This is a genomic window from Bacillus niameyensis, from assembly GCF_001375535.1.
In the GTDB taxonomy this organism is placed as follows: Bacteria; Bacillota; Bacilli; order Bacillales; family Bacillaceae_C; genus Lederbergia; species Lederbergia niameyensis.
In genome coordinates this window covers 2,511,598-2,532,681 of the sequence record NZ_LN831197.1, presented here as the reverse complement: position 1 = coordinate 2,532,681, position 21,084 = coordinate 2,511,598, and the positions used below count along the sequence as shown (strand labels likewise).

General features: G+C 37.9%; 18 protein-coding genes and 1 CRISPR repeat array. Of the genes, 5 read left to right on the top strand and 13 right to left on the bottom strand.

Annotated elements, in window-relative coordinates; all coding sequences use genetic code 11:
- From cas2 to BN1243_RS11875, 3 genes are all read left to right on the top strand, one after another.
- Positions 1 to 309, top strand: coding sequence for a CRISPR-associated endonuclease Cas2 (gene cas2, locus BN1243_RS11885; protein ID WP_062107076.1), 309 nt, complete (start codon positions 1 to 3; stop codon positions 307 to 309).
- Positions 306 to 1,265, top strand: a complete 960-nt coding sequence (locus BN1243_RS11880; protein ID WP_062107074.1) for a hypothetical protein — start codon at positions 306 to 308, stop codon at positions 1,263 to 1,265. Before cas2 ends, BN1243_RS11880 begins: the two co-directional genes overlap by 4 nt.
- 32 nt (positions 1,266 to 1,297) lie before the next feature.
- Positions 1,298 to 2,453: a CRISPR direct-repeat array (repeat unit 36 nt; unit sequence GTTTTGGCACTCTTTCAGTTTTTGGTATAGGAAAAC).
- 129 nt (positions 2,454 to 2,582) lie between these two features.
- Positions 2,583 to 2,843 (top strand): hypothetical protein, encoded by a 261-nt coding sequence (locus BN1243_RS11875; RefSeq protein ID WP_062107072.1) that lies wholly within the window; start codon positions 2,583 to 2,585, stop codon positions 2,841 to 2,843.
- Between the two features lie 172 nt (positions 2,844 to 3,015).
- On the opposite strand, the gene nspC is transcribed toward BN1243_RS11875, so the two are convergent.
- From nspC to speD, 6 genes are read right to left on the bottom strand one after another with little or no spacing between them, the layout of a single operon-like run.
- Positions 3,016 to 4,170, bottom strand: coding sequence for a carboxynorspermidine decarboxylase (nspC, locus tag BN1243_RS11870; protein WP_062107070.1), 1,155 nt, complete (start codon positions 4,168 to 4,170; stop codon positions 3,016 to 3,018).
- Positions 4,170 to 5,369 carry a saccharopine dehydrogenase family protein gene (locus tag BN1243_RS11865; protein ID WP_062107069.1) on the bottom strand — a complete coding sequence of 400 codons (1,200 nt, stop codon included), beginning with the start codon at positions 5,367 to 5,369 and terminating at the stop codon, positions 4,170 to 4,172. Before BN1243_RS11865 ends, nspC begins: the two co-directional genes overlap by 1 nt.
- A 27-nt stretch (positions 5,370 to 5,396) precedes the next feature.
- Complete coding sequence (gene speB, locus BN1243_RS11860; protein WP_230200186.1) at positions 5,397 to 6,245, bottom strand: agmatinase; 849 nt, start codon at positions 6,243 to 6,245, stop codon at positions 5,397 to 5,399.
- A complete protein-coding gene (gene speE, locus BN1243_RS11855) occupies positions 6,235 to 7,086 on the bottom strand; it encodes a polyamine aminopropyltransferase (protein ID WP_062107068.1) in 852 nt (283 codons plus the stop codon). Before speE ends, speB begins: the two co-directional genes overlap by 11 nt.
- Complete coding sequence (locus BN1243_RS11850; protein WP_062107066.1) at positions 7,086 to 8,543, bottom strand: aminotransferase class I/II-fold pyridoxal phosphate-dependent enzyme; 1,458 nt, start codon at positions 8,541 to 8,543, stop codon at positions 7,086 to 7,088. Before BN1243_RS11850 ends, speE begins: the two co-directional genes overlap by 1 nt.
- An 11-nt stretch (positions 8,544 to 8,554) precedes the next feature.
- On the bottom strand, positions 8,555 to 9,370 hold the full coding sequence (gene speD / locus BN1243_RS11845; protein ID WP_062107064.1) for an adenosylmethionine decarboxylase: 816 nt from the start codon (positions 9,368 to 9,370) through the stop codon (positions 8,555 to 8,557).
- 237 nt (positions 9,371 to 9,607) lie between these two features.
- Between speD and BN1243_RS11840 the strand changes: the two genes are divergently transcribed.
- The gene (locus tag BN1243_RS11840; protein ID WP_062107057.1) at positions 9,608 to 10,507 is read left to right on the top strand and encodes an SDR family oxidoreductase; all 900 of its coding nucleotides are present in this window, start codon (positions 9,608 to 9,610) and stop codon (positions 10,505 to 10,507) included.
- Positions 10,508 to 10,575: 68 nt separating this feature from the next.
- Here BN1243_RS11840 and BN1243_RS11835 read toward each other — a convergent pair whose 3' ends face one another.
- From BN1243_RS11835 to BN1243_RS11810, 6 genes are all read right to left on the bottom strand, one after another.
- Positions 10,576 to 11,685, bottom strand: a complete 1,110-nt coding sequence (locus tag BN1243_RS11835; RefSeq protein WP_062107055.1) for a Ger(x)C family spore germination protein — start codon at positions 11,683 to 11,685, stop codon at positions 10,576 to 10,578.
- Positions 11,682 to 12,782, bottom strand: a complete 1,101-nt coding sequence (locus BN1243_RS11830) for a GerAB/ArcD/ProY family transporter (protein ID WP_062107053.1) — start codon at positions 12,780 to 12,782, stop codon at positions 11,682 to 11,684. Before BN1243_RS11830 ends, BN1243_RS11835 begins: the two co-directional genes overlap by 4 nt.
- Before the next feature lie 2 nt (positions 12,783 to 12,784).
- Positions 12,785 to 14,107 carry a spore germination protein gene (locus BN1243_RS11825; protein ID WP_062110588.1) on the bottom strand — a complete coding sequence of 441 codons (1,323 nt, stop codon included), beginning with the start codon at positions 14,105 to 14,107 and terminating at the stop codon, positions 12,785 to 12,787.
- Between the two features lie 172 nt (positions 14,108 to 14,279).
- A complete protein-coding gene (locus BN1243_RS11820; RefSeq protein WP_230200184.1) occupies positions 14,280 to 14,882 on the bottom strand; it encodes a Crp/Fnr family transcriptional regulator in 603 nt (200 codons plus the stop codon).
- Positions 14,883 to 15,150: 268 nt separating this feature from the next.
- The gene (locus BN1243_RS11815) at positions 15,151 to 17,040 is read right to left on the bottom strand and encodes a heavy metal translocating P-type ATPase (protein ID WP_062107050.1); all 1,890 of its coding nucleotides are present in this window, start codon (positions 17,038 to 17,040) and stop codon (positions 15,151 to 15,153) included.
- A gap of 18 nt (positions 17,041 to 17,058) precedes the next feature.
- Positions 17,059 to 17,274 carry a heavy-metal-associated domain-containing protein gene (locus tag BN1243_RS11810; protein ID WP_062107048.1) on the bottom strand — a complete coding sequence of 72 codons (216 nt, stop codon included), beginning with the start codon at positions 17,272 to 17,274 and terminating at the stop codon, positions 17,059 to 17,061.
- 236 nt (positions 17,275 to 17,510) lie between these two features.
- On the opposite strand from BN1243_RS11810, the gene BN1243_RS11805 reads away from it, so the two are divergent.
- Positions 17,511 to 19,415 carry a lipoteichoic acid synthase gene (locus tag BN1243_RS11805; protein ID WP_062110586.1) on the top strand — a complete coding sequence of 635 codons (1,905 nt, stop codon included), beginning with the start codon at positions 17,511 to 17,513 and terminating at the stop codon, positions 19,413 to 19,415.
- Positions 19,416 to 19,508: 93 nt separating this feature from the next.
- Here BN1243_RS11805 and BN1243_RS11800 read toward each other — a convergent pair whose 3' ends face one another.
- On the bottom strand, positions 19,509 to 20,918 hold the full coding sequence (locus BN1243_RS11800) for a LysM peptidoglycan-binding domain-containing protein (RefSeq protein ID WP_062107046.1): 1,410 nt from the start codon (positions 20,916 to 20,918) through the stop codon (positions 19,509 to 19,511).
- Positions 20,919 to 21,084 lie beyond the last annotated feature (166 nt).

Below are 21,084 nucleotides of genomic sequence, written 5' to 3'. Positions count from 1 at the left end.
ATGAGGTTAATGTTATTTTTTGATCTCCCGATGAATACAAAAGAGGAACGACGAATTTATGCTAGATTTCGAAAATATTTGATTAATAATGGTTTCATTATGCTGCAGTTTTCTGTTTATGCAAAAATATTCCCGAATCGAACAAGTTTATTTCAATACATTGAAAGTCTGAAAAGAAATTTACCATCTAAAGGATCCATCCGCATAATGGCTGTTACTGAAAAGCAGTATGAAAAAATGCTTATTCTTGTTGGCGGAAAGTCTATTCAAGAAGAAGTTATGACAGACGAGCCAATGGTGATATTATGATCATTTGGCATATTGAAGGTAATGGACGTGAGGTTGAAATTGAAGTTGGTCCTCTCACAGTGTTGAAAGGCTCCCATCAAAAATGGTTTACTTTGGTACGCAAGATCAATGATTTTTTTAATGAAAAAAAGTCTGATGTGCAGATTTATGAGGATACGCAATTACTTCATAAACAAGACTGGGAATGTATATTTATACCCTTCGATGCTAGTTTGGAATTGGATAAGATAAATACTAAATCACCGTTAAAAATCTTACTCGACGAAATGTCAGACGAACTGACTATGATCCCATCTTATTATGAATTGATTTCTATCTGGGAGGAATTGATTGAAGAAGTTCAATTCATTAGTCATAAACTAAAAAGGTTTGATTTAAAATTAGATCTAGCGAATTTCGAATTGGACTTTTTGAAAAAACACCTTACCTTTCAGTCGATGAACCAATTAATGACCCCGATTGAATATAAAAAACTAATACTTCAATTATGTGCCGAAAGAGGGATGGATAAGAAGCGTATCATTATTGTGGAGCTTCCAGAATTATACGCGTCTAAAAAGGAATTGGCTAATTTTATTGGGATGGTCCATGATTTATTAGAAGTTGGAACGCGTTTTATTATTGTAACAAATTCAATTGCACAAGTAGGAAATAGAAACTATATATTTAACGGAAGAATTATCAATAATGCGATTTTGGAGAATATGAAACAGATAATCCTGTCTGAGCTACCCTTTTATTGCCAAGATGCTATTTATAGGGAGGTTCAGCAAATGGTTATTGATCATGTGGATAAATATGGTGATGGAACTCTAGAAAATGCCTTTACCCACAATTATCAAGAATCAGTGATTGCAGTGTTGTATGTTATCTCCAAAAACTTAAGTATTGATTTAAACCTTGATTTATCAAAGGTTTCGCCGAATATTAGCAAGTTCTTGAGTTCATATTCCTAAAACATTTTAGCCTATGTTATAATAAAAATGAGGTTTTGGCACTCTTTCAGTTTTTGGTATAGGAAAACCCCATAAATAACCTACAATTGCTCCTAATAGTTTTGGCACTCTTTCAGTTTTTGGTATAGGAAAACCCAAGGTAGCGGAGAAAATCCCGGGGACAAGTTTTGGCACTCTTTCAGTTTTTGGTATAGGAAAACCGATTTTGACTCTGGGTAATTACCCGGAGGGTTTTGGCACTCTTTCAGTTTTTGGTATAGGAAAACCAAGAAGAAGAACCAGGACTCTTTGATAATGTTTTGGCACTCTTTCAGTTTTTGGTATAGGAAAACGCTTTAAAGTTGAATATGATTGACCGTCTTGTTTTGGCACTCTTTCAGTTTTTGGTATAGGAAAACATTATTCACCATTGTAAAAGGTATAGCTTTGTTTTGGCACTCTTTCAGTTTTTGGTATAGGAAAACTGTTATAATTGGAATTATCAAGGATGTATGGTTTTGGCACTCTTTCAGTTTTTGGTATAGGAAAACTTTATTACACGGACGGAAATCCTAACATAAGTTTTGGCACTCTTTCAGTTTTTGGTATAGGAAAACATATCCCTACAAATATAAACAATATAAGAAGTTTTGGCACTCTTTCAGTTTTTGGTATAGGAAAACTGCACGTGCTTTTTGTTGTTTTGTCAGCGGTTTTGGCACTCTTTCAGTTTTTGGTATAGGAAAACTCAGGAGATTATGACTATTTAATGCAGGTAGTTTTGGCACTCTTTCAGTTTTTGGTATAGGAAAACTTGAGTTGCGATAATTCTTCAAGTGCTTGAGTTTTGGCACTCTTTCAGTTTTTGGTATAGGAAAACTTTAAGGAGGTGATACATAGTGATCTCAGCGTTTTGGCACTCTTTCAGTTTTTGGTATAGGAAAACACGCTGGATCATAGCTTCAGCCCATTTGACGTTTTGGCACTCTTTCAGTTTTTGGTATAGGAAAACTCTGAATCACTGTCCTCATAGGAACCGATGTTTTGGCACTCTTTCAGTTTTTGGTATAGGAAAACATTTTTTACGAAATGCAAATATCCAACAAGGTTTTGGCACTCTTTCAGTTTTTGGTATAGGAAAACTAAATGGATAAGCTGTAAATTCAACAGTTAGTTTTGGCACTCTTTCAGTTTTTGGTATAGGAAAACAGTATCCAATTAATACGTTCTTCTGTTATTGTTTTGGCACTCTTTCAGTTTTTTAGTATGGGAAAACCGATATACCGTGTATGTATGGAAATATAAAATACATTAGACTAATATTAGGAGTTGATTCTAATGGAAGAAAAGCTATTACAACAAATACTAGAAAAGCTTAATTCCCTAAAAGAAGGGCAAAATGTCCTTGAAAAAGGGCAAGAGGAAATCAAGGGCAATATCAAGGAATTGAAAGAAGAACAGAATAAAATCTATGAACTTCTAGTGACAGTAAGCGAAAGAGTAGATGAACAACTGGATAGTATAGAAGCACTTTCGCAACGTGTTTGGAATACTGAAAAAGATATTTCAAGAATTCAAAGGAGAGCTGGATTAAAATAATAACCAATTAGGTCTTGGCTACAGTCCCGTATCCCGTAACTAAAATAAGATTAGGGATTTCCGTTTTATCTTCTGAACGTAGTTGGGATCATTAGTGAAAATTTGTTTGAAACTTATAGTTGAAAAAGGTAGCCCCGTATGATCTGTCTATTTGGGGGCAACCTTTTCATCCTCACGACAATCTATTCCTAAAATCCTCATACCCAAATTCTTTAACAACCTTTACGCCTTCATCCACAGTATTTAATACAATCGCCGGCAAGTTAACACCATTAAACGTATTATTTTTCACCATCGTATAGTGTGCCATATCTGTAAATACGAGCTTGTCGCCTGCCTTTAAAGGTTCGTCAAAGGAGTAATCACCAATAATGTCTCCTGCTAGGCAAGTAGGCCCACCCAATCGATACGTATAGGATTTTTCATTTGGGTTTCCTGCATTAATAATCCCTGGACGGTACGGCATTTCCAACACATCTGGCATATGACAAGCGGCAGATGTATCTAAGATTGCGGCTGGTATTTGACTTTCAACGATATCGAGCACTGTAGCAACCAAATAGCCTGTGTTCAATGCAATCGCTTCCCCAGGCTCTAAATAAATCTCAAGGTCATATTTATCGCGCATGTAAATAATCGATTGCACGAGCTTATCAATATCATAATCTTGGCGTGTAATATGATGACCGCCCCCGAAATTAAGCCATTTCATGCCTTTTAAGTACTTCCCGAATTTCTCATCGACTACTTTTACGGTACGTTCCAATACATCCGAATTCTGTTCACACATTGTATGGAAGTGGAGTCCATCAATGTCGTCCAGCTGATCGGGTTCAAAATTGGCCAAGCGAACACCTAATCTTGAACCTAAAGCACATGGATCATAGATTGCTGTTTCGACTTCCGAATATTCGGGATTAATGCGGATCCCTATTTCAACTTTCTTCGGATAACCTTGCACCTTATCTTTAAACTTTCGCAACTGATGGAAAGAGTTAAAGACAATATGATCGGAAACCTCCAAAATCTCATCAAAATCGGTTTCCGAAAAAGCAGGGGAGTAGGTATGTACCTCTTTCCCCATTTCTTCTTTCCCAAGGCGCGCCTCCCAAAGTGAACTGGAGGTAACGCCATCTAAATACTTTCCAATCAAAGGATACACCGAAAACATCGAAAATCCCTTTTGAGCTAATAATATTTTACAGCCTGTCTGATCAATAACAGATTTCAATTTTTCAAGGTTTTTAATCAATAATGCCTCATCAACTATATAACAAGGGGAGGGAAGGGAATGCACATCAAAGTTCACTTTAGCATTTCCTCCCATTAGTCAACCAACTCAGGATTAAAATCTTCTTGCCAAGGCAATCCGTATTTATTCAATGCATCCATAAATGGATCTGGATCGAATTCTTCAACATTGTAGACACCAGGTTTTTTCCACTTTCCAGTCAGCACCATCATCGCGCCAATCATAGCTGGGACTCCTGTTGTATACGAAACAGCTTGGGAACCAACTTCACGATAGCATTCTTCATGGTCACAGATGTTGTAGACGTAGTACGTTTTTTCTTCTCCGTCTTTCACACCTTGGAAAATACAACCGATGTTTGTTTTTCCTTTTGTCCGGGGCCCAAGAGAGGCAGGATCAGGAAGAACAGCTTTCAAAAATTGCAATGGTACAATTTCTTTTCCTTCAAACATAATCGGCTCGATGGAAGTCATGCCAACATTCTCTAATACTTTTAAATGAGTTAAATAGCGTTCCGAGAATGTCATAAAGAAACGAATGCGCTTGATCCCTTTAATATTCACAGCGAGGGATTCTAACTCTTCGTGATAGAGTAGGTACATATCCTTTTCGCCAACTTCGGAAAAATCATAAGTGCGTTTGATTTCCATAGGCTCAGTTTCGACAAACTCACCATTTTCAAAATATCTGCCGTTGGACGTAACTTCGCGAATATTTATTTCAGGGTTGAAGTTTGTCGCGAAAGGATAGCCATGGTCACCACCATTACAGTCTAAAATATCGATATAATTGATTTCATCGAAGTAATGTTTTTGTGCGTACGCCGAGAAAACGCCAGTTACACCTGGATCAAAACCAGAACCAAGCACTGCTGTTAGACCGGCTTTTTCGAACTTCTCACGATAAGCCCATTGCCATTTATACTCAAATTTTGCTGTATCAAGCGGCTCATAGTTTGCTGTATCTAGATAGTGAACACCAGTTGCCAAGCATGCGTCCATAATGGTTAAGTCTTGATAAGGTAATGCAACATTAATGACAATATCTGGTTTAAACTCATTAATGACACGAACAAGATCATCAACGTTATCAGCGTCTACTTGAGCCGTTTGAATTTTCGTTTGTCCGCCGTCGAGTTTCTCCTTTAAAGCGTTACATTTTTCAATTGTCCGACTTGCAATACAAATTTCTTCGAATACTTCAGGAACTTGACAACACTTATGAACGACAACACTACCTACTCCACCAGCACCAATAATTAAAGCTTTTCCCACTTTACAAAACACCACCCTAATAATTTTTTAGTAAACAGCTAATAATAATTCGCGCAAAATTTTGCATGCGATCGCTGTAGAAACACCACTTTGATCATAAATCGGTGAAAGTTCATTGACATCCATGCCAACAATATTCAACCCACTGACTGTTAAAATAGCATTTAATAATTCCGTAAAACTAACACCGCCAGCTTCGGGAGTGCCTGTTCCCGGAAATTGAGAAGGATCCAAAACATCTAAATCGATCGTTAAGTAAACAGGTTTTCCCTTTAGTCTTTCAACAACTTCATCTAAGCCATTGAAGTTAAATTTATTCGTAAAGACATGGTCTTTCCCCCATTGAAACTCACTGCGATCGCCGGAGCGAATACCAAATTGAAAAATACGGTTATCGCCAAGCAGATCCCATACTCTATGAATAACGGTCGCGTGTGAGAGGGATTCTCCTAAATAATCATCACGTAAATCGGCATGGGCATCAAATTGAATAACGTGTAAGTCAGGATGTTTTTTTGCCACTGCTCGAATCGCACCTAGTGTCACTAAATGCTCGCCGCCAATCATACACGGAATTTTCTCGTCCTTTAAAATTTGGCCCGCAAATTCTTCAATTTGTCCTAACGCTTTTCGGGTATTTCCAAAGCTTAGTTCCAAATCACCTGCATCAAAAACGGAAATGTCTTCAAGATCTTTGTCTTGATAAGGGCTGTATGTTTCGATGCCAAACGAATCACCCCGAATCGCCTTGCTGGCAAACCTTGTTCCAGGGCGAAAAGAGGTAGTAGAATCAAATGGTGATCCAAACAACACAATTTTAGAATCGGCATATTCCTTATCACAGCCAATAAAGGTTTCAATATTTTTATTCAACATCTGCCAACTGCTCCTTTACATAGGTAGGGAGAGCAAAAGAACCTACGTGTATGTCTGTGTTATAGTACTTCGTTTGAAGGCCAAGTTGATTCCAGGCATCAGCATCTAAATCACGAATCGCGTCAAACTTTTTCGAGGCGAATCCAAATAACCAGTGCCCTGACGGATATGTAGGAATATGCAGCTGGTATACCTCACAAATCGGAAAGTATTTGATAATTCGTTGATGGGCTTTTATCATGCCAGCAGCATCCTCGGCATAAAACGGACTTTCGTGTTGATTAACGAGAATTCCCTCGTCGGTAAGTGCATGAAAACAGTTTCCGTAAAATTCTTTTGTAAATAAGCCTTCTCCTGGACCAAATGGGTCAGTTGAATCAACGATGATAAGATCGTATTCATTTTCCTTATCGCGGACAAACTTAAGTCCATCCTCAAAATAGAGGTTCACTCGCGGGTCATCTAGTTTTGAAGCAGTTTGAGGGAGATATTCCCGACAAACATTTACGACCATTTCATCGATTTCAACCATGTCGATTTGCTCAATCGTTGAATATTTAGTTAACTCTCGTACAGTTCCGCCATCTCCAGCTCCAATGACTAATACCTTTTTAATCTTTGGATTCGTTGCCATCGCCACATGGGTAATCATCTCATGGTAGATGAATTCATCTCTTTCCGTTAACATGACGTATCCATCTAACGTTAGCACTTTTCCAAACTCAGTTGTTTCGAAAATATCAATATTTTGAAATTCACTTTTCCCTGTAAAAATTTGCTTCTCTACTTGCATGGAAAAGCGTACATGAGGTGAGTGATGTTCGGTATACCAAAAGTTCATCATTCCTCCTCCTTTACGACATTAATATTGTTTACCTCTTTATCTTCTGTTCCTGTCAAGAAACAACCTTTTGCTTTAGCATACTGAATATAGCTGATGATTTCTTCTGTAATTCTTTCACCTGGTGCTAAAATTGGGATCCCTGGTGGATAGCACATGACTGATTCTGAACAAATCCGGCCAGCACTTTCATCGAGAGGGATTGTTGTTTTTGGCACGTAAAAGGCTGATTGAGGTGTAAGTACAACCTCAGGATTGATATACTCATGATTCATTAAGTCAGTCTTATCTTTGGAGTAACGCCGTTTTATTTCAGCCAATGCAGCAACTAACCGCTCCAAATCAAGCTTTCGATCGCCGACAGAAATATATCCTAAAATATTACCTAAGTCGCCGAATTCAATTTGAATATCATACTCATCTCGAAGAAGGTCGTATACCTCAATACCTGCTAATCCGATATCGAGTGTATGGACAGAAAGCTTAGTAATATCAAAGTCATAAATCGTGTCGCCATTTATTAATTCTTTTGAAAATGCATAGTAACCGCCAATCTTATTAATTTCTCTCCTTGTGTACTCAGCCATTTCAGCCACTTTTGTAAAAATCTCATTTCCATGAAGAGCTAAGTTTTTTCTAGAAATGTCGAGAGAGGATAAAAGCAAATAAGATCCGCTCGTTGTTTGCGTTAAATTTATAATTTGACGGGTATATCCTTCGCTAATCTCATTATTAATGAGGAGAAACGAACTTTGAGTTAAAGATCCGCCCGATTTATGCATGCTAACAGAAGCCATATCAGCACCAACAGACATAGCAGAGGCTGGAAGATCATGATGAAAATAAAAATGGGTACCATGGGCTTCATCAACAAGGACGAGCATTCCATGTTTGTGTGCGAGATCTGTTAGCCTTTTTAAATCAGAACAAATCCCATAATAAGTTGGATTGTTGATCAGGATCGCTTTTGCATCAGGGTTCTCTCTGATCGCCTTTTCTACATCTATAACAGACATCCCGAGTGGAATTCCTAGTTGATTATTCACTCCTGGGTTTACATAGACGGGAATAGCCCCGCTTAAAACTAATGCGTTGATCGCACTTCTGTGCACATTTCTTGGGAGAATAATTTTCTCACCAGCTTTGCAAGCGGTCATTACCATCGCTTGAACAGCAGAAGTTGTGCCATTGACCATGAAAAAGGCATGTTTTGCTCCGAATGCTTCAGCAGCTAATTCCTCAGCTTCCCTAATAATAGAAACGGGGTGAGAGAGGTTATCCAGTGGCTTCATCGAATTAACATCAACAGACAGGCATTGTTCTCCTAAGAATGCCGCTAATTCTTTATTTCCTCTCCCGCGTTTATGGCCTGGAACATCGAAAGGGACGACTCGCATCGATTTATACCTATTAAGCGCCTCCATAATAGGGGCATTCTCCTGTGAAAGATGTTTCATTTTTTCACCTCTCACTCGTATATATTTGAACCGCTGAAAATTTCAATCATTTCTTTGCGTAAATTGTTCGTAATGGTTAGCCTTTCTTTAGGAGGCAACTCATATACATCGGTATTGAACAAATAATTTTGCAAATCGATATCTTTAATCAGCATTTTAGTATGGAAAATATTATGTTGGAACACATTTACATCAACCGCATCATACTTTTTAAGTGTTTCGCTATCGATGTAATCTTGTATAGATGTCATTTTATGATCAATAAAGAACTTCTTCCCTTTATCATCTCTTGTAAAACCGCGAACACGATAGTCAATCGTGATGATATCGGAGTCAAAACTACCAATAAGAAAGTCAAGTGCGTTTAACGGCGAAATTTTACCGCATGTTGCAACATCAATATCAACACGAAAAGTGGCGATGGAATTATCTGGGTGATATTCAGGGTATGAATGTACTGTTACATGACTTTTATCTAAATGCCCAACGATTGTATCGCCCGATGATTTCAAAGTCTCTCCGCGATTACATGATTCATCTAACATGTCAATCGGAAAAACCTCTTCTGAAACAAGAATAGTTACACTGGCCCCTTGAGGATCGTAATCTTGTTTACTAACATTTAATACGTGTGCCCCAATGATCTCGGTTACTTTATACAAAATGTCTGTTAATCGCTCGGAATTATATTGCTCATCAATATAATCAATATAGTCTTTTTGTTCCCGCTCACTTTTTGCATAGCTCACATCATAAATGTTAAAGCTAAGTGTTTTGGTGAGGTTGTTAAAGCCGTATAATTTCAGCTTATTTTCCAACCCTAACATCGCCCCTTTATTAAAAGATAAGTATGAAGCTATTTTGAGCTAGTTTAAACGCTATTAGCGTAGGAATTTTAATAATCTTTGCCCTTTTCCTTCATATAAATAAATCTAATTATAAGTTATAGTTTACCTAAGTCAATAAAAATATTTTTCCTCTACTTAACCAATATAAAAGTGAAGAACCTCCTATACTTAACATGAATATAATGAGCCCAGTAAAGATTAGAGGGAGGCGATTTCATGATTCCCATTTACCCTTATTATAGTTATCAAAGAACGTGTAAAACAGTCCCGATTGCATTCCCGCCTCAACACCAAACGAGGCAGCCAGGATATGAATATTTGATGAATCCTCGGCCCATTTCGGAAAATCCTGAATACGAAGGATCTAATAAGTTAAAGGACAAGGTTGCTATTATTACTGGCGGTGATAGTGGAATTGGTCGAGCTGTTGCCTATGCTTTTGTGAAAGAGGGAGCTAAAGTTGTTATCGCATATTATGATGAGCATCACGATGCAAAGGAAACAGAACAAAGAATTAAGGAATTGGGTGGAGAGTGTCTATTGCTCGCCGGCGATTTAAAAGATGAGGAAATGTCAAAATATGTGGTTCAAAGAACGCTTCAAACTTTTGGTAAACTCGATATTTTAGTCAATAACCATGGTGTCCAATATGTGCAAAAAAGTATATTGGATATTTCAAAGGAACAAATGGAATACACATTTCAAACCAATATCTTCTCTTTTTTCTATCTAATCAAGGCTGCTCTTCCTTATATGAAGCAAGGAAGTTCGATCATTAATACAACGTCGATTACAGCCTATGAAGGGCATAAAGAGCTGATCGATTATTCGGCAACGAAGGGGGCGATTGTCACTTTAACCCGTTCACTTTCTTTATCGCTTGAAAAACAGAGGATTCGTGTCAATGCTGTCGCACCTGGGTCTGTTTGGACACCGCTTATTCCAGCAAGCTTTTCTGCAAAACAAGTAATGACATTTGGAACAGATGCCCCAATGAAAAGGGCGGGACAACCGTTTGAATTAGCACCTGCCTATGTCTACTTAGCTTCTGACGATTCTAGTTTTGTTTCCGGCCAAGTTTTACATGTCAACGGCGGTGTAATGGTTAGCTCGTAGAAGTTTGCAAGTCGCTGGAGATAACTAATATGAAGCCATGCGGAATTATTGCATGGCTTTTCGCATGCTTATTCAATTGTTCCAGTGCTTTTTACTTTCGCATCGACGTGAATTTCAAATTTCACATTTGGATAGATATTCTCCCATTGTGAAAGAGTGTCTTGCTGGGCAAGTCTCGTTGCTCTATATCTTAATCCAAATCCAAGCGGATCAATGTTTTCCTTTTGCATAGCAGTGAGAAATTCATGGACATTTTCTTTGGCAGTGTTACTAGCGAACTTGCTATATTTGTCTAACTCTTTCGGGGATAGATCTTTAAAGGATTCCTCTATGATCCCAGCAATTTGAATTTTCATTTTGATAATAGGCTGTTCAAGTGAGGATGTATCAATTTTATATTTAACATCAACACTATCGACCGAAAAAATGAATTGATGATCCTCTCCCTTAACTCTTAAATCATATTTATTAATATCGTTTGATAACACATTATAGGATTTTGTAAATTTACTAGACAGATGTACATGTTCATTATGTTTTTTAAACACAACAGATTGATTGACCATTATTTTGTTTTTTTCCTTATTAACACGGATAATGGGCAAAATAGGATCGATCCCTGGTTCAAAGGTTTTTCTGCGCAAATCAAACAAAAAGGTTGATACAATATAAGCACTTTCTACACCATTTTGAGAAAAAAGATTTGTTAATGTGGGGGAAGCAGCCATCTCTGAAGGAGTTTCTACTTTTAACACTTCCTCCGCTGACGGATCACCGACTGCTACCCAAGCAATCATTTGAATATCTCTTCTCCTGAATAAGAAGTCGGTTACTTCATTAATGTTGTGATCAATAAGCTTTTCACCAAAAATAATGATTCTGCTGTGTCCGAAATCAAGCTCTTTATCTGTATGCGTTTTTAAAATGCGAATGGCTCCAGCTAAACTAGAATCTTCCCTCGATAAATAGCTATATTTTGCTCCTTGAGATTCCTTCAAACTTCCAGTTGGCACAGCTAATTTTAATGTTATTCTATATGGTTTTTCTTTATCCTCAGTATAGTCAATTGCAATGCCCTGTACGAAAATTCTTTTATCAATATCTTTGAAAGAACAACCAGAAAAAAAGGATGTCATTAGTACTAGCACAACCGCAATTTTTGCAAAATGCTTTTTCATGATGTTTGTGCCCTCCTGTGAATAAACCAAAATAATATAAATATCAATAAGAAAAAGGGAGGTTGGCAATTAAAGAAAAATTGTGTATAGGTAAATAATGTGTATTCGTCTAAATAAGCCGTTAAAAAAAGGGCAATTATCCAAAATATGGCTAAGAAAAGGACAGGTGTTAAATTTACCTTTTTCCATTTAAACTTTTTTAGCCAAAAAACATTCTTTGCTAATTCCATAGCTACATGCCAATGGATTAACAAACTAACAAATGTGATTGCCATGAAAAATGTGAAAAATACATAAAGAACCCTTTCAATAAGACCAAACTTCATTCGTAACGTGTCACTTGTACTAATAGCAGGATAAACAAACTGCTCTATCCGTTCAAAACCGTTTAGTCCAATAGGGATAATAAAGGTCGACATTATGGAAAGGGTACCAGCTAGTCCTATGAATATAATCGGTTTCCATGAAAGTTGGAATTTCCTATCTTTGAAGGCGTGATTATAAATGATAATATTCGCAACACCAAGAAAACAAAACAATGCGGCCGAAAAGGCACTGTAGCTTGGCCAGTGATTGATATGCATAACAGCTACTCCAACAAAATCCCAAGAGAATTCGGGACTGCGATAAGCTTTATATAAAAGGAAAATTACTAAAGGTATTGAGAAAATGAGTACGGTTTCAATTGTATATAAAACACTATCCGTTCGCATAAGAACACCGTACGATATGAATATCAAAAAGAGACTTGCAATAAGTAGAATAGACATGTCGGGTGTTAGAAAACGTTTAATCATAAATGTAAAAGTGATTAACGTAATAAGACCGGCTGAAAGCCAAACTATCACAAAAAAGCTCAGAATAGGCAGATATATCCATTTAGGGAAATGGCTTTTTAATAGTTCGGGTAAATCCTTACCTTGAAAAGAATTAAAAAAGCGGATAAAAAGATATACGATCAGTACTCCCGCTGGAACAGAAAGGAGTAAAGACCAGATAACACCGTCTGTTTTGTTAGTTAAAAAGATTTTGGGGACAGCAGAAATCATATTAGCAACCATGTTAACGAATATAAGATAGTAGTAATATCGATTCATAATTATTTAGCGCTCGTTTCTTTTTCTTTAGATTGGATAAACACCTTGAAATATGGTTCACCAAAACTTTCCTTATTGGATAAAATCATAATGAAGCCGATAAAGCAGAGCATTAAACCAGCCATACCTCCAAAAGTTGCAAAGAATAAAATAATATATTTGGAAACTCTAACAGAAAAACTCATCTCATTGATCGGAATAACGAAGGTTGAAACCGCGACAGCCGATACGATGATAATCATAATATTGGAGGTTAAAGCTGCTTCTGTTGCAGCAGTACCTAAAATTAAACCACCAACGGTTGTTGCAGTAGCACTTACTGCTTTAGGTAAGCGAATACTTGCTTCTGTCAAAAGTTCCATGACGATTAACATGAATAAAACTTCTACATACGAGGGATATGGTACGCCAATTCGAGAACCAGCAACGGATAAAGCTAATTCCGCACGAAAGACATCGGGATTATAGGAGGCGACGGCAACGTAGAGTCCTGGAAAAATAATACATGTGACAAGGCCGATATAACGAAGGAATGAGGCGAACTTGCTGATCCAATAAGGATGGTAATTATCCTCCATAGATGTCATAAAATCAAAAAAGATAGCTGGAGCAAGAATGACTAATGAATCTCCATCTAACAGAAGTACAACTTTTCCTCCCGATAGATTATAAGTAATCCGATCTGTTCGTTCTGTTTGCAGCATCGTTGGTAAAAGGGATCTGCTATTACGATTCAAAAAGCGGATCAACTCTGCGCTCGACAGGACAACATCACTATTTAACATTTCGATTCTTTCTTTAATTTGTTTCAGAGCTTTTGGCTTCACCAAATCCTTGTCATATATAATCGCTAACGATTGATGTGACTTCTTACCAACTTGAGTCATTTCAATCACGAGGGAAGGTTGGTGATAGCGTTGCCGAATCAAGTTTAAATTAGTATCAATATCTTCACTTAGGCCCAGCTGTGGACCCATGATTGTAGGCTCAACATTACTTTCGAGAACAGTATCTGTGTTAACCTTTTTGAAATCAAACAGAAGAAGAGTGTCCTTAATGGCGACGGCAACACTTCCTTTTGTTAATTCCAATTCAACTTGTTCTTTCGTTTCGAATGTTTGTTGATTGGGAAGTGATGTTAGGTAGGCTTCCACCTGTTCCATTGAAGTTAGTTCAAAAAAGGGTCTAATAATCACCTTTTGTAGCTGCTCATTATTAGTTAATGTTTTTATATATAGAAGTTCTATTTCCTTTTTGTCGATTTTTAACAGTTTTTGAGTAAAATCAAAGGAACTTTCAAATTGTGTGACAAGCCAATCCTTCATTCCGGAGGGAATTGCTTTTTTCTTCTTATTGAGAATAGTAGTTACCCCCTTTTTAAAAGTATAAATTGCTTCGTCTGTAAAAACTTCCAAGTGTCACTATATGGGTATGGTTCGCGAAATGCTCAGGAAATATGCGGTCTAACAAAAAACAGCTGTGAAATGTTCACAGCTGTTACAGTTCATTTAGTGCTATCAGATTTACTACTTTAATTTTTCGTTGCCCTGCTTGTTCAATCCAACCACGTTCTTGGAATTCAGTCAGTTTACGGCTTACTGTCTCAGGGGTTGTACCAAGATAGGAAGCAAGATCCTTTTTAGACATGGGGAGAGTGATAGTACTGTATTGGGATTCCTTTGTCAGTTCTACTAAATATTCAGCTATTCGTTTTTCGACATCTTCGGAAGTTAGACTACTAATTAATTTCTCTGTCCGTTCTAGACGTCGGCCAAATTCCTCAAGGATTTTTAGCGAAATAGCTGGATATTTCATTAAAAAAGATTGCAAATCCGAGCGTCTCATTATACATAGTTCTGTCTTTTCCATAGCCATCGCATAGTGATCTGTAACCGATTCTGTAAACAATGCTGTTTCACCCATAAAATCACCAGGTTCTAAAATCCGAATAAGTTGTTCTTTACCCGATTCGGAAAGACGATAGATTTTAACTCGACCACGATGGACAATAAAAAGATGAGCTGAACTGTCACCCATTCCATAAATCGTTTCATTGCGATTGTATTGAGCATGGGTCGTTGTTTTGACGATTTCCTGCATTTCTTCCGGTTTTAGATGGTTGAAAATAGGGACTAAAGAGACGCATAGATGTTGCATGCCTTGGGAATTGCTATGATGGTTACAACTTTGCATACGCACACAACCCTTCTCACTTTTCTCTATTATAGCGGATAAACTCCTTTAAGGTGAAAAGGGCCAAATTGATAGTTTAAAAATAGGCCAATTTGGCCGTAACGCGAACAACGGCAGTCGTATCGCGAATAAAAAAGTCCGACGTGCTAATACAGAAACAGCAGGAGATAAATTCTTAATTAAGAGCAACCTTCCGTTGCATAGTGCCTGCTGTTTTTCTTCGACGACGTTTATATTTGACGAGTCGAACGGCATTCAAAATGACGATCAAGACACTTAATTCATGGATGAGCATACCCGAAGCTAAGAACACTTTTTGCATTAATACTCCGATGAGAAGGAGGACAACCGTTCCTACTGCGAAGAATGTGTTTTGCTTCATATTGCGAACCGTCGCTTTCGCCAGTGAGTATGCGTGGGCAAATTGATCCAACTTATCGGCCATTAGGACAACATCAGCTGTTTCCATCGAAACATCGGTACCGGATCTTCCCATGGCTAGACCGATATCAGCGGTAGCAATCGCAGGCGCATCGTTAATTCCATCACCAGCCATCGCAACATGCAGGCCTTTCTCTTTCAATTCGCGGACGATTTCTACTTTGTTTTCTGGCAATAATTCCGCAAACACATGATCAATTCCGAGTTTTGCGGCGACTAGTTCAGCGGTATGGCGGTTGTCGCCAGTTAGCATATAAAATTCTTTGACTCCGGCTGATCTTAATTTTTTTAAGGCGTCTGCAGCTTCGGGGCGGATCTGGTCAGAGATGGAAAAAATCCCTTCCACCTTTCCGTCCACTGCCGCGAAAATCGCTGTATTTCCTTGCTTTTCTCGTTCAAGTGCATATATTTCCATTTCCGGCGTTACACGAATACCCGAATCAGCCATCAGTTTGCGATTTCCGATTGACAAAAGATACCCGTCTACTTTGGCACGTATTCCATTTCCTTTTATTATTTCGGTATTTTCGGGAGAATGGGCAAGTTGTAATTGCCGAGCAAGTGCTTCTTTTACGATTGTTTGCCCAAGATGGTGTTCCGATACAACTTCAGCTTCCGCAACTAGTTTTAATAACTCATTCTCTTCCCATGTAAAAGTTTGGATAGCTGTAACTGTCGGACTTCCCTCTGTTAATGTCCCAGTCTTATCAAAAACCACGGCATCTACTTTGGCTAACTTCTCCATTATTTCTCCGCCTTTAATCAAAACACCATTTTTTGCTCCATTCCCGATGCCTGCGACGATTGAAACGGGTGCGGAGATGACAAGGGCACCCGGGCAGGCGATGACAAGAAAGGTTAAAGTGAACTCAATATTTCTAGTGAAAATAAAGACAATGATCGCTAAAATAACAATGGCGGGGGTGTAGATGTTTGCAAACTTCTCTAAGAATTTCTCCGTTTTTGTTTTTGAATCCTGAGCTTCTTCAACGAGTTCAATAATCTTTGCAAAAGCTGTATCATCCCCAACTTTTTCTGCAAGGACTTCAATATATCCATTGTCCACAATCGTCCCACTGTATACAGCATCGTTGCCCTTTTTATTTGCTGGTATTGATTCTCCTGTAATGGCTGATTCGTTAATAAAAGCTGTTCCAGAGATAACTTTGCCATCGACTGCGATCTTTTCTCCAGATTGAATAAAAACATGATCTCCTTCCTCTATTTCATCGATTGGAAGGATGACTTTTTCATTGCCGCGAAGAACAGTCGCCTCCAAAGGGGCCATGTCCATTAAAGTTTTTAAGGAACTTCTAGTTTTTTCTAATGTCCTTGCTTCAAGATAAGCACCGAAAAGGAAGAGGAAAGAGACGACAGCTGATTCAACATACTCACCAATAAAAAGAGCTCCAATAACGGCAATTGAAACAAGAAGTTCGATGCTGAAAGCTTTCATGCGCAGTGATTGAATCGCTTTTGTAATAATCGGGACACTAGCGATAATGGTTGAAAGAATGAGCAGCAAATTTCTTATTTGCTCCAGGCCAGTTATGTGAAAGAGAAAAGCTGCCACAAGTAACCCTCCAGTGACGGCAGCGATCCGAGCCTTTGTTTTACCAGTCATGACTAACTACTCCTTTCTTCATTTTTTTGATAAAACTGGATAGCCCAATTTCGTGATAAGCTTCTCAAGTTGATCAGCCGTAACAATCGTTTCATCATATTCGGTTTTGACTTTACTTGAATTGAACAGAACTTTGGCTTCTTGAACACCAACTTGTTTGTTAAGAGTATTTTCAATTTTTTTAATGCAAGATGGGCAAGAGAGAGTTTCTAATTGAAATTTTATAGTGGTCATGTAGACCGCCTCCTTAGTATTTTGATTGTTTTTATCTGATTTCATCATACGGGATGAACATCTTTGCATCCTTGATGGCAATCAAGTTTTGTGAAGATTTTTTGTAAATAGCCTTAAATTTTGAAGTTTTTCCAGAACCTCACACTAGATTTTTTGCGAAAAAGAGTTATAATGATTCAGTTGTATTTAAATTGAAATTTAGATAAGGGGTGTTTAAGTTGGAAAGACTTAAAAGACTGTTTACTAGTCTTCAAGACAAAAACGTCCATTTTTTCTTGATAGCGATTCTTCTTTTTTGGATAAAAACGTATGTTACTTATAGAATTGAGTTTAATTTAGGAATCGATAATGAAATGCAGGAGTTTTTGCTGTTTATTAATCCACTTAGTTCTGCATTACTTTTCCTTGGTGCGGCTCTATTGTTTAAAAAACACTGGGGTGCAGTTTTAATTGGAATAGAATTTTTAATGTCGTTTTGGTTGTATGCGAATGTAGTCTATTATCGCTTTTTCGATGACTTTATTACGATACCTGTTATTACGCAATTGAAGGTTAACGGGGGGCAGTCTGAAAGTGCGCTTTCGCTTATGAATCCACTTGATATTTTCTATTTCACAGATACAGTTGTATTAGTTTTATTACTTGCCTTTAAAGTGTTTACTTTAAAACCTCGCAACAATAGAAGAGTTGCTATGTTGCCAATGGTTGCGGCTGTTGCAGTCTTTATGTTTAACTTGTCCTTAGCTGAAGCAGATCGTCCAGAATTATTGACAAGATCTTTTGACCGTAACTATCTAGTGAAATATTTAGGGGCTTATAATTTTACGATCTATGATACGATTCAAACGACTCGTTCTTCGATTCAACGGACTCTTGCTAGTAGTGATGATTTAACGGAAATTGAAAATAATATTAAAGCAAATTTTGCTAAACCTAATCCTGATTATTTCGGTAAAGCCGAGGGTATGAACGTAATGTATATATCCTTGGAGTCTTTGCAGACGTTTATGATTGATTACAAATTGGATGGTCAGGAAGTTACGCCGTTTTTAAATTCATTAGCTCATGATGGAGAAACTTTTTATTTCGATAATTTCTTCCATCAAACGGGACAAGGAAAAACATCTGATGCTGAATTTATGATGGAAACTTCACTTTTCCCATTGTCACAGGGATCTGTTTTTATTAATAAAGCACAGAATACGTATCACGCAGCACCTGCAATTTTGAAATCGAAAGGATATACATCTGCAGCACTTCATGGTAACTACAAAACATTTTGGAATCGAAATGAGATGTATAAATCACTTGGCTATGATCGCTTTTATGATGCGACTTATTATGATATGAGCCCAGAAAATACGAAAAACTATGGGATGAAAGATAAGCCGTTTCTAAAAGAATCAATGCCACTGCTGGAGGAATTGCCACAGCCATTTTATTCGAAGTTAATTCTTCTTTCGAATCATTTTCCTTTCAAAATGGATGAGGGAGATACAGATTTCCCTGCGGGTGATTTCGGGGATAGTGTCGTTAATCAATACTTCCAATCAGCGAATTACATGGACAATGCACTTGAAGAATTCTTCAATGATTTAAAAGAGTCAGGACTCTATGACAATACGATTATAGTCATGTATGGGGATCATTACGGTATTTCCGAAAACCATAATGATGCAATGGCTCAAGTAGTTGGAGAGGAAATCACGCCGTTTAAAAATGCACAATTACAACGTGTGCCACTCTTTATCCATGTACCTGGTGTAAAAGGTGGAGTAGTTCATAAATATAGTGGCGAGGTAGATGTTCAGCCAACTATTATGCATTTGCTAGGTGTGAATACTCGCGATTATTTACAATCAGGAAACGACATCTTGTCTCCTGAATTTAAGGAAATCGTGCCATTCCGTAATGGTGATTTTGTTACCCCTGATGTAACACAAGTCGGTGGAAAATGCTATGAGACTGGAACAGGTGAAGAAATGGATATGACGACCTGTGAACCGTCCGACCAAGTTGCAAAAGAAAAACTTGAGGTTTCTGATCGGATTGTGACGAAGGATTTACTCCGTTTCTATGAGCCAGAAGGGTTTGTACCATTCGATCGAAATGAAATCCAATATACGGGAAAACAAGAGTAAAAGAGAAATCCCCCATCATCCATGAAATTGGTGATGAGGGATTTTTTCTATTTTCAACTTCGTTTGCTATTCCTGGGTATTCCAACTATTATATTAGCCTTTTCTTATTCCGAAATTATCCTCAAGCAATAGCCAATTTTGTGGGAAAGGATAGCCTAATACCCAATAGCTAATTCCGAGAAGACGGTAATTTTTAACTAAGTCAAATTTGGCTTGCGCACTGCGAGCATCTTCAAACCAGACTTCATGCTGACGTCCTTGTTCGTCTGTATAACGGAAAAATGGAGATTGGGCGATTCGATCGTATTGGATTGTTGCGCCAAATTTTTGAGCGCGTCTAATAGCTTCTTGCATATCAAAAGTTTCAGCTTCTTGTCCCTTAACGTGGGGAAGAAGCCAATCGCGAGCGTAAATTTGAAAACCCATCATAATTTTATTTCTTGGAATGACAGTAATCGCATAATCGATAACACGTTTCATCTCATTCAACGGAGAAATGGCTTGAGGCGGTCCAAAACGGTATCCCCATTCGTACGTCATTAAAATAACGAAATCCACAATTCTTCCATGTGCTTCATAATCGTGAGCTTCATATAATAATCCTTTTTGAGTGGAACTCGTTTTTGGTGCTAGAGCAGTGGAAACAGAGTAGCCGAGTGGATGGAGGCGATTGACAGCCCGCTGTAAAAATTGATTATACAATTCTCGGTCTGTTTCCTGCACATTTTCAAAATCAACATTAAGTCCACGATATCCTTTTTCCTTCATCGTGTTCATGATATTGGTTAGTAAGCGATCCTGAATTTGCGTATTGGAAAGGATCGTATGGGCTAATTGAGTGCCAGGATCCTGAAAAGTAAAGTTCGTAATACTCATTAAAGGAATGATATTATTTTCTTTTGCTGCTTGAATAATGGGGGTGTCTTGAATTGAAGTTAATCCTCCATCTGCCTTCATCGTATAAACGAATGGCATGACAGACGTTAAGTATGCGCCAACCTCCCGGACTTCCTTAGCACCCGTCTCCCCTGTATTAATCGTATAAGCATTAACATCGATGACAGGTTTTGGAAAAGGAATCGTTAAAACTGTACCAACGAGAATTTGATTTGGATTTTGAATATGATTGATTCGAATAAGATTTTGAATATCTACCCCGTAATGCTGAGCAATTTGCCAAAGGGTTTCGTTGGACTGGACAACATGGGTTCGAGGAGGAATCAACAACTGAGTGCCGACATTAATCATAGACGGATTACTAAGATGATTGGCTTGGATAATCGCATTTAATTGAATCCCATATCTTTGGGCAATACTCCAAAGCGTTTCTCCGCTGCGTACAGTATGGTAAAAGGCCGTTACAGGAATTACTAAAGATTGGCCGACAATGAGCTTGTTCGGATCAGGTAATTCATTGGCCGCAGCAATTTGCTTACTACTGCTCCCATAACGTTGGGCGATACCCCATAACGTCTCTCCGCTTGTCACGACGTGAATAATCATATTACCACCTCTAATCTGGTCATATGACTAGTGTATGCTTGAAACGTGGATACAAGAACGAGATTCCAAAGGGAAAATCGTATCAAAACATGAAGGACTTTGTTATATTATTTACCGAATAATAGGGGCTAGCTCTGTAAAGCGAATAAAATGGAAATAACGCGAA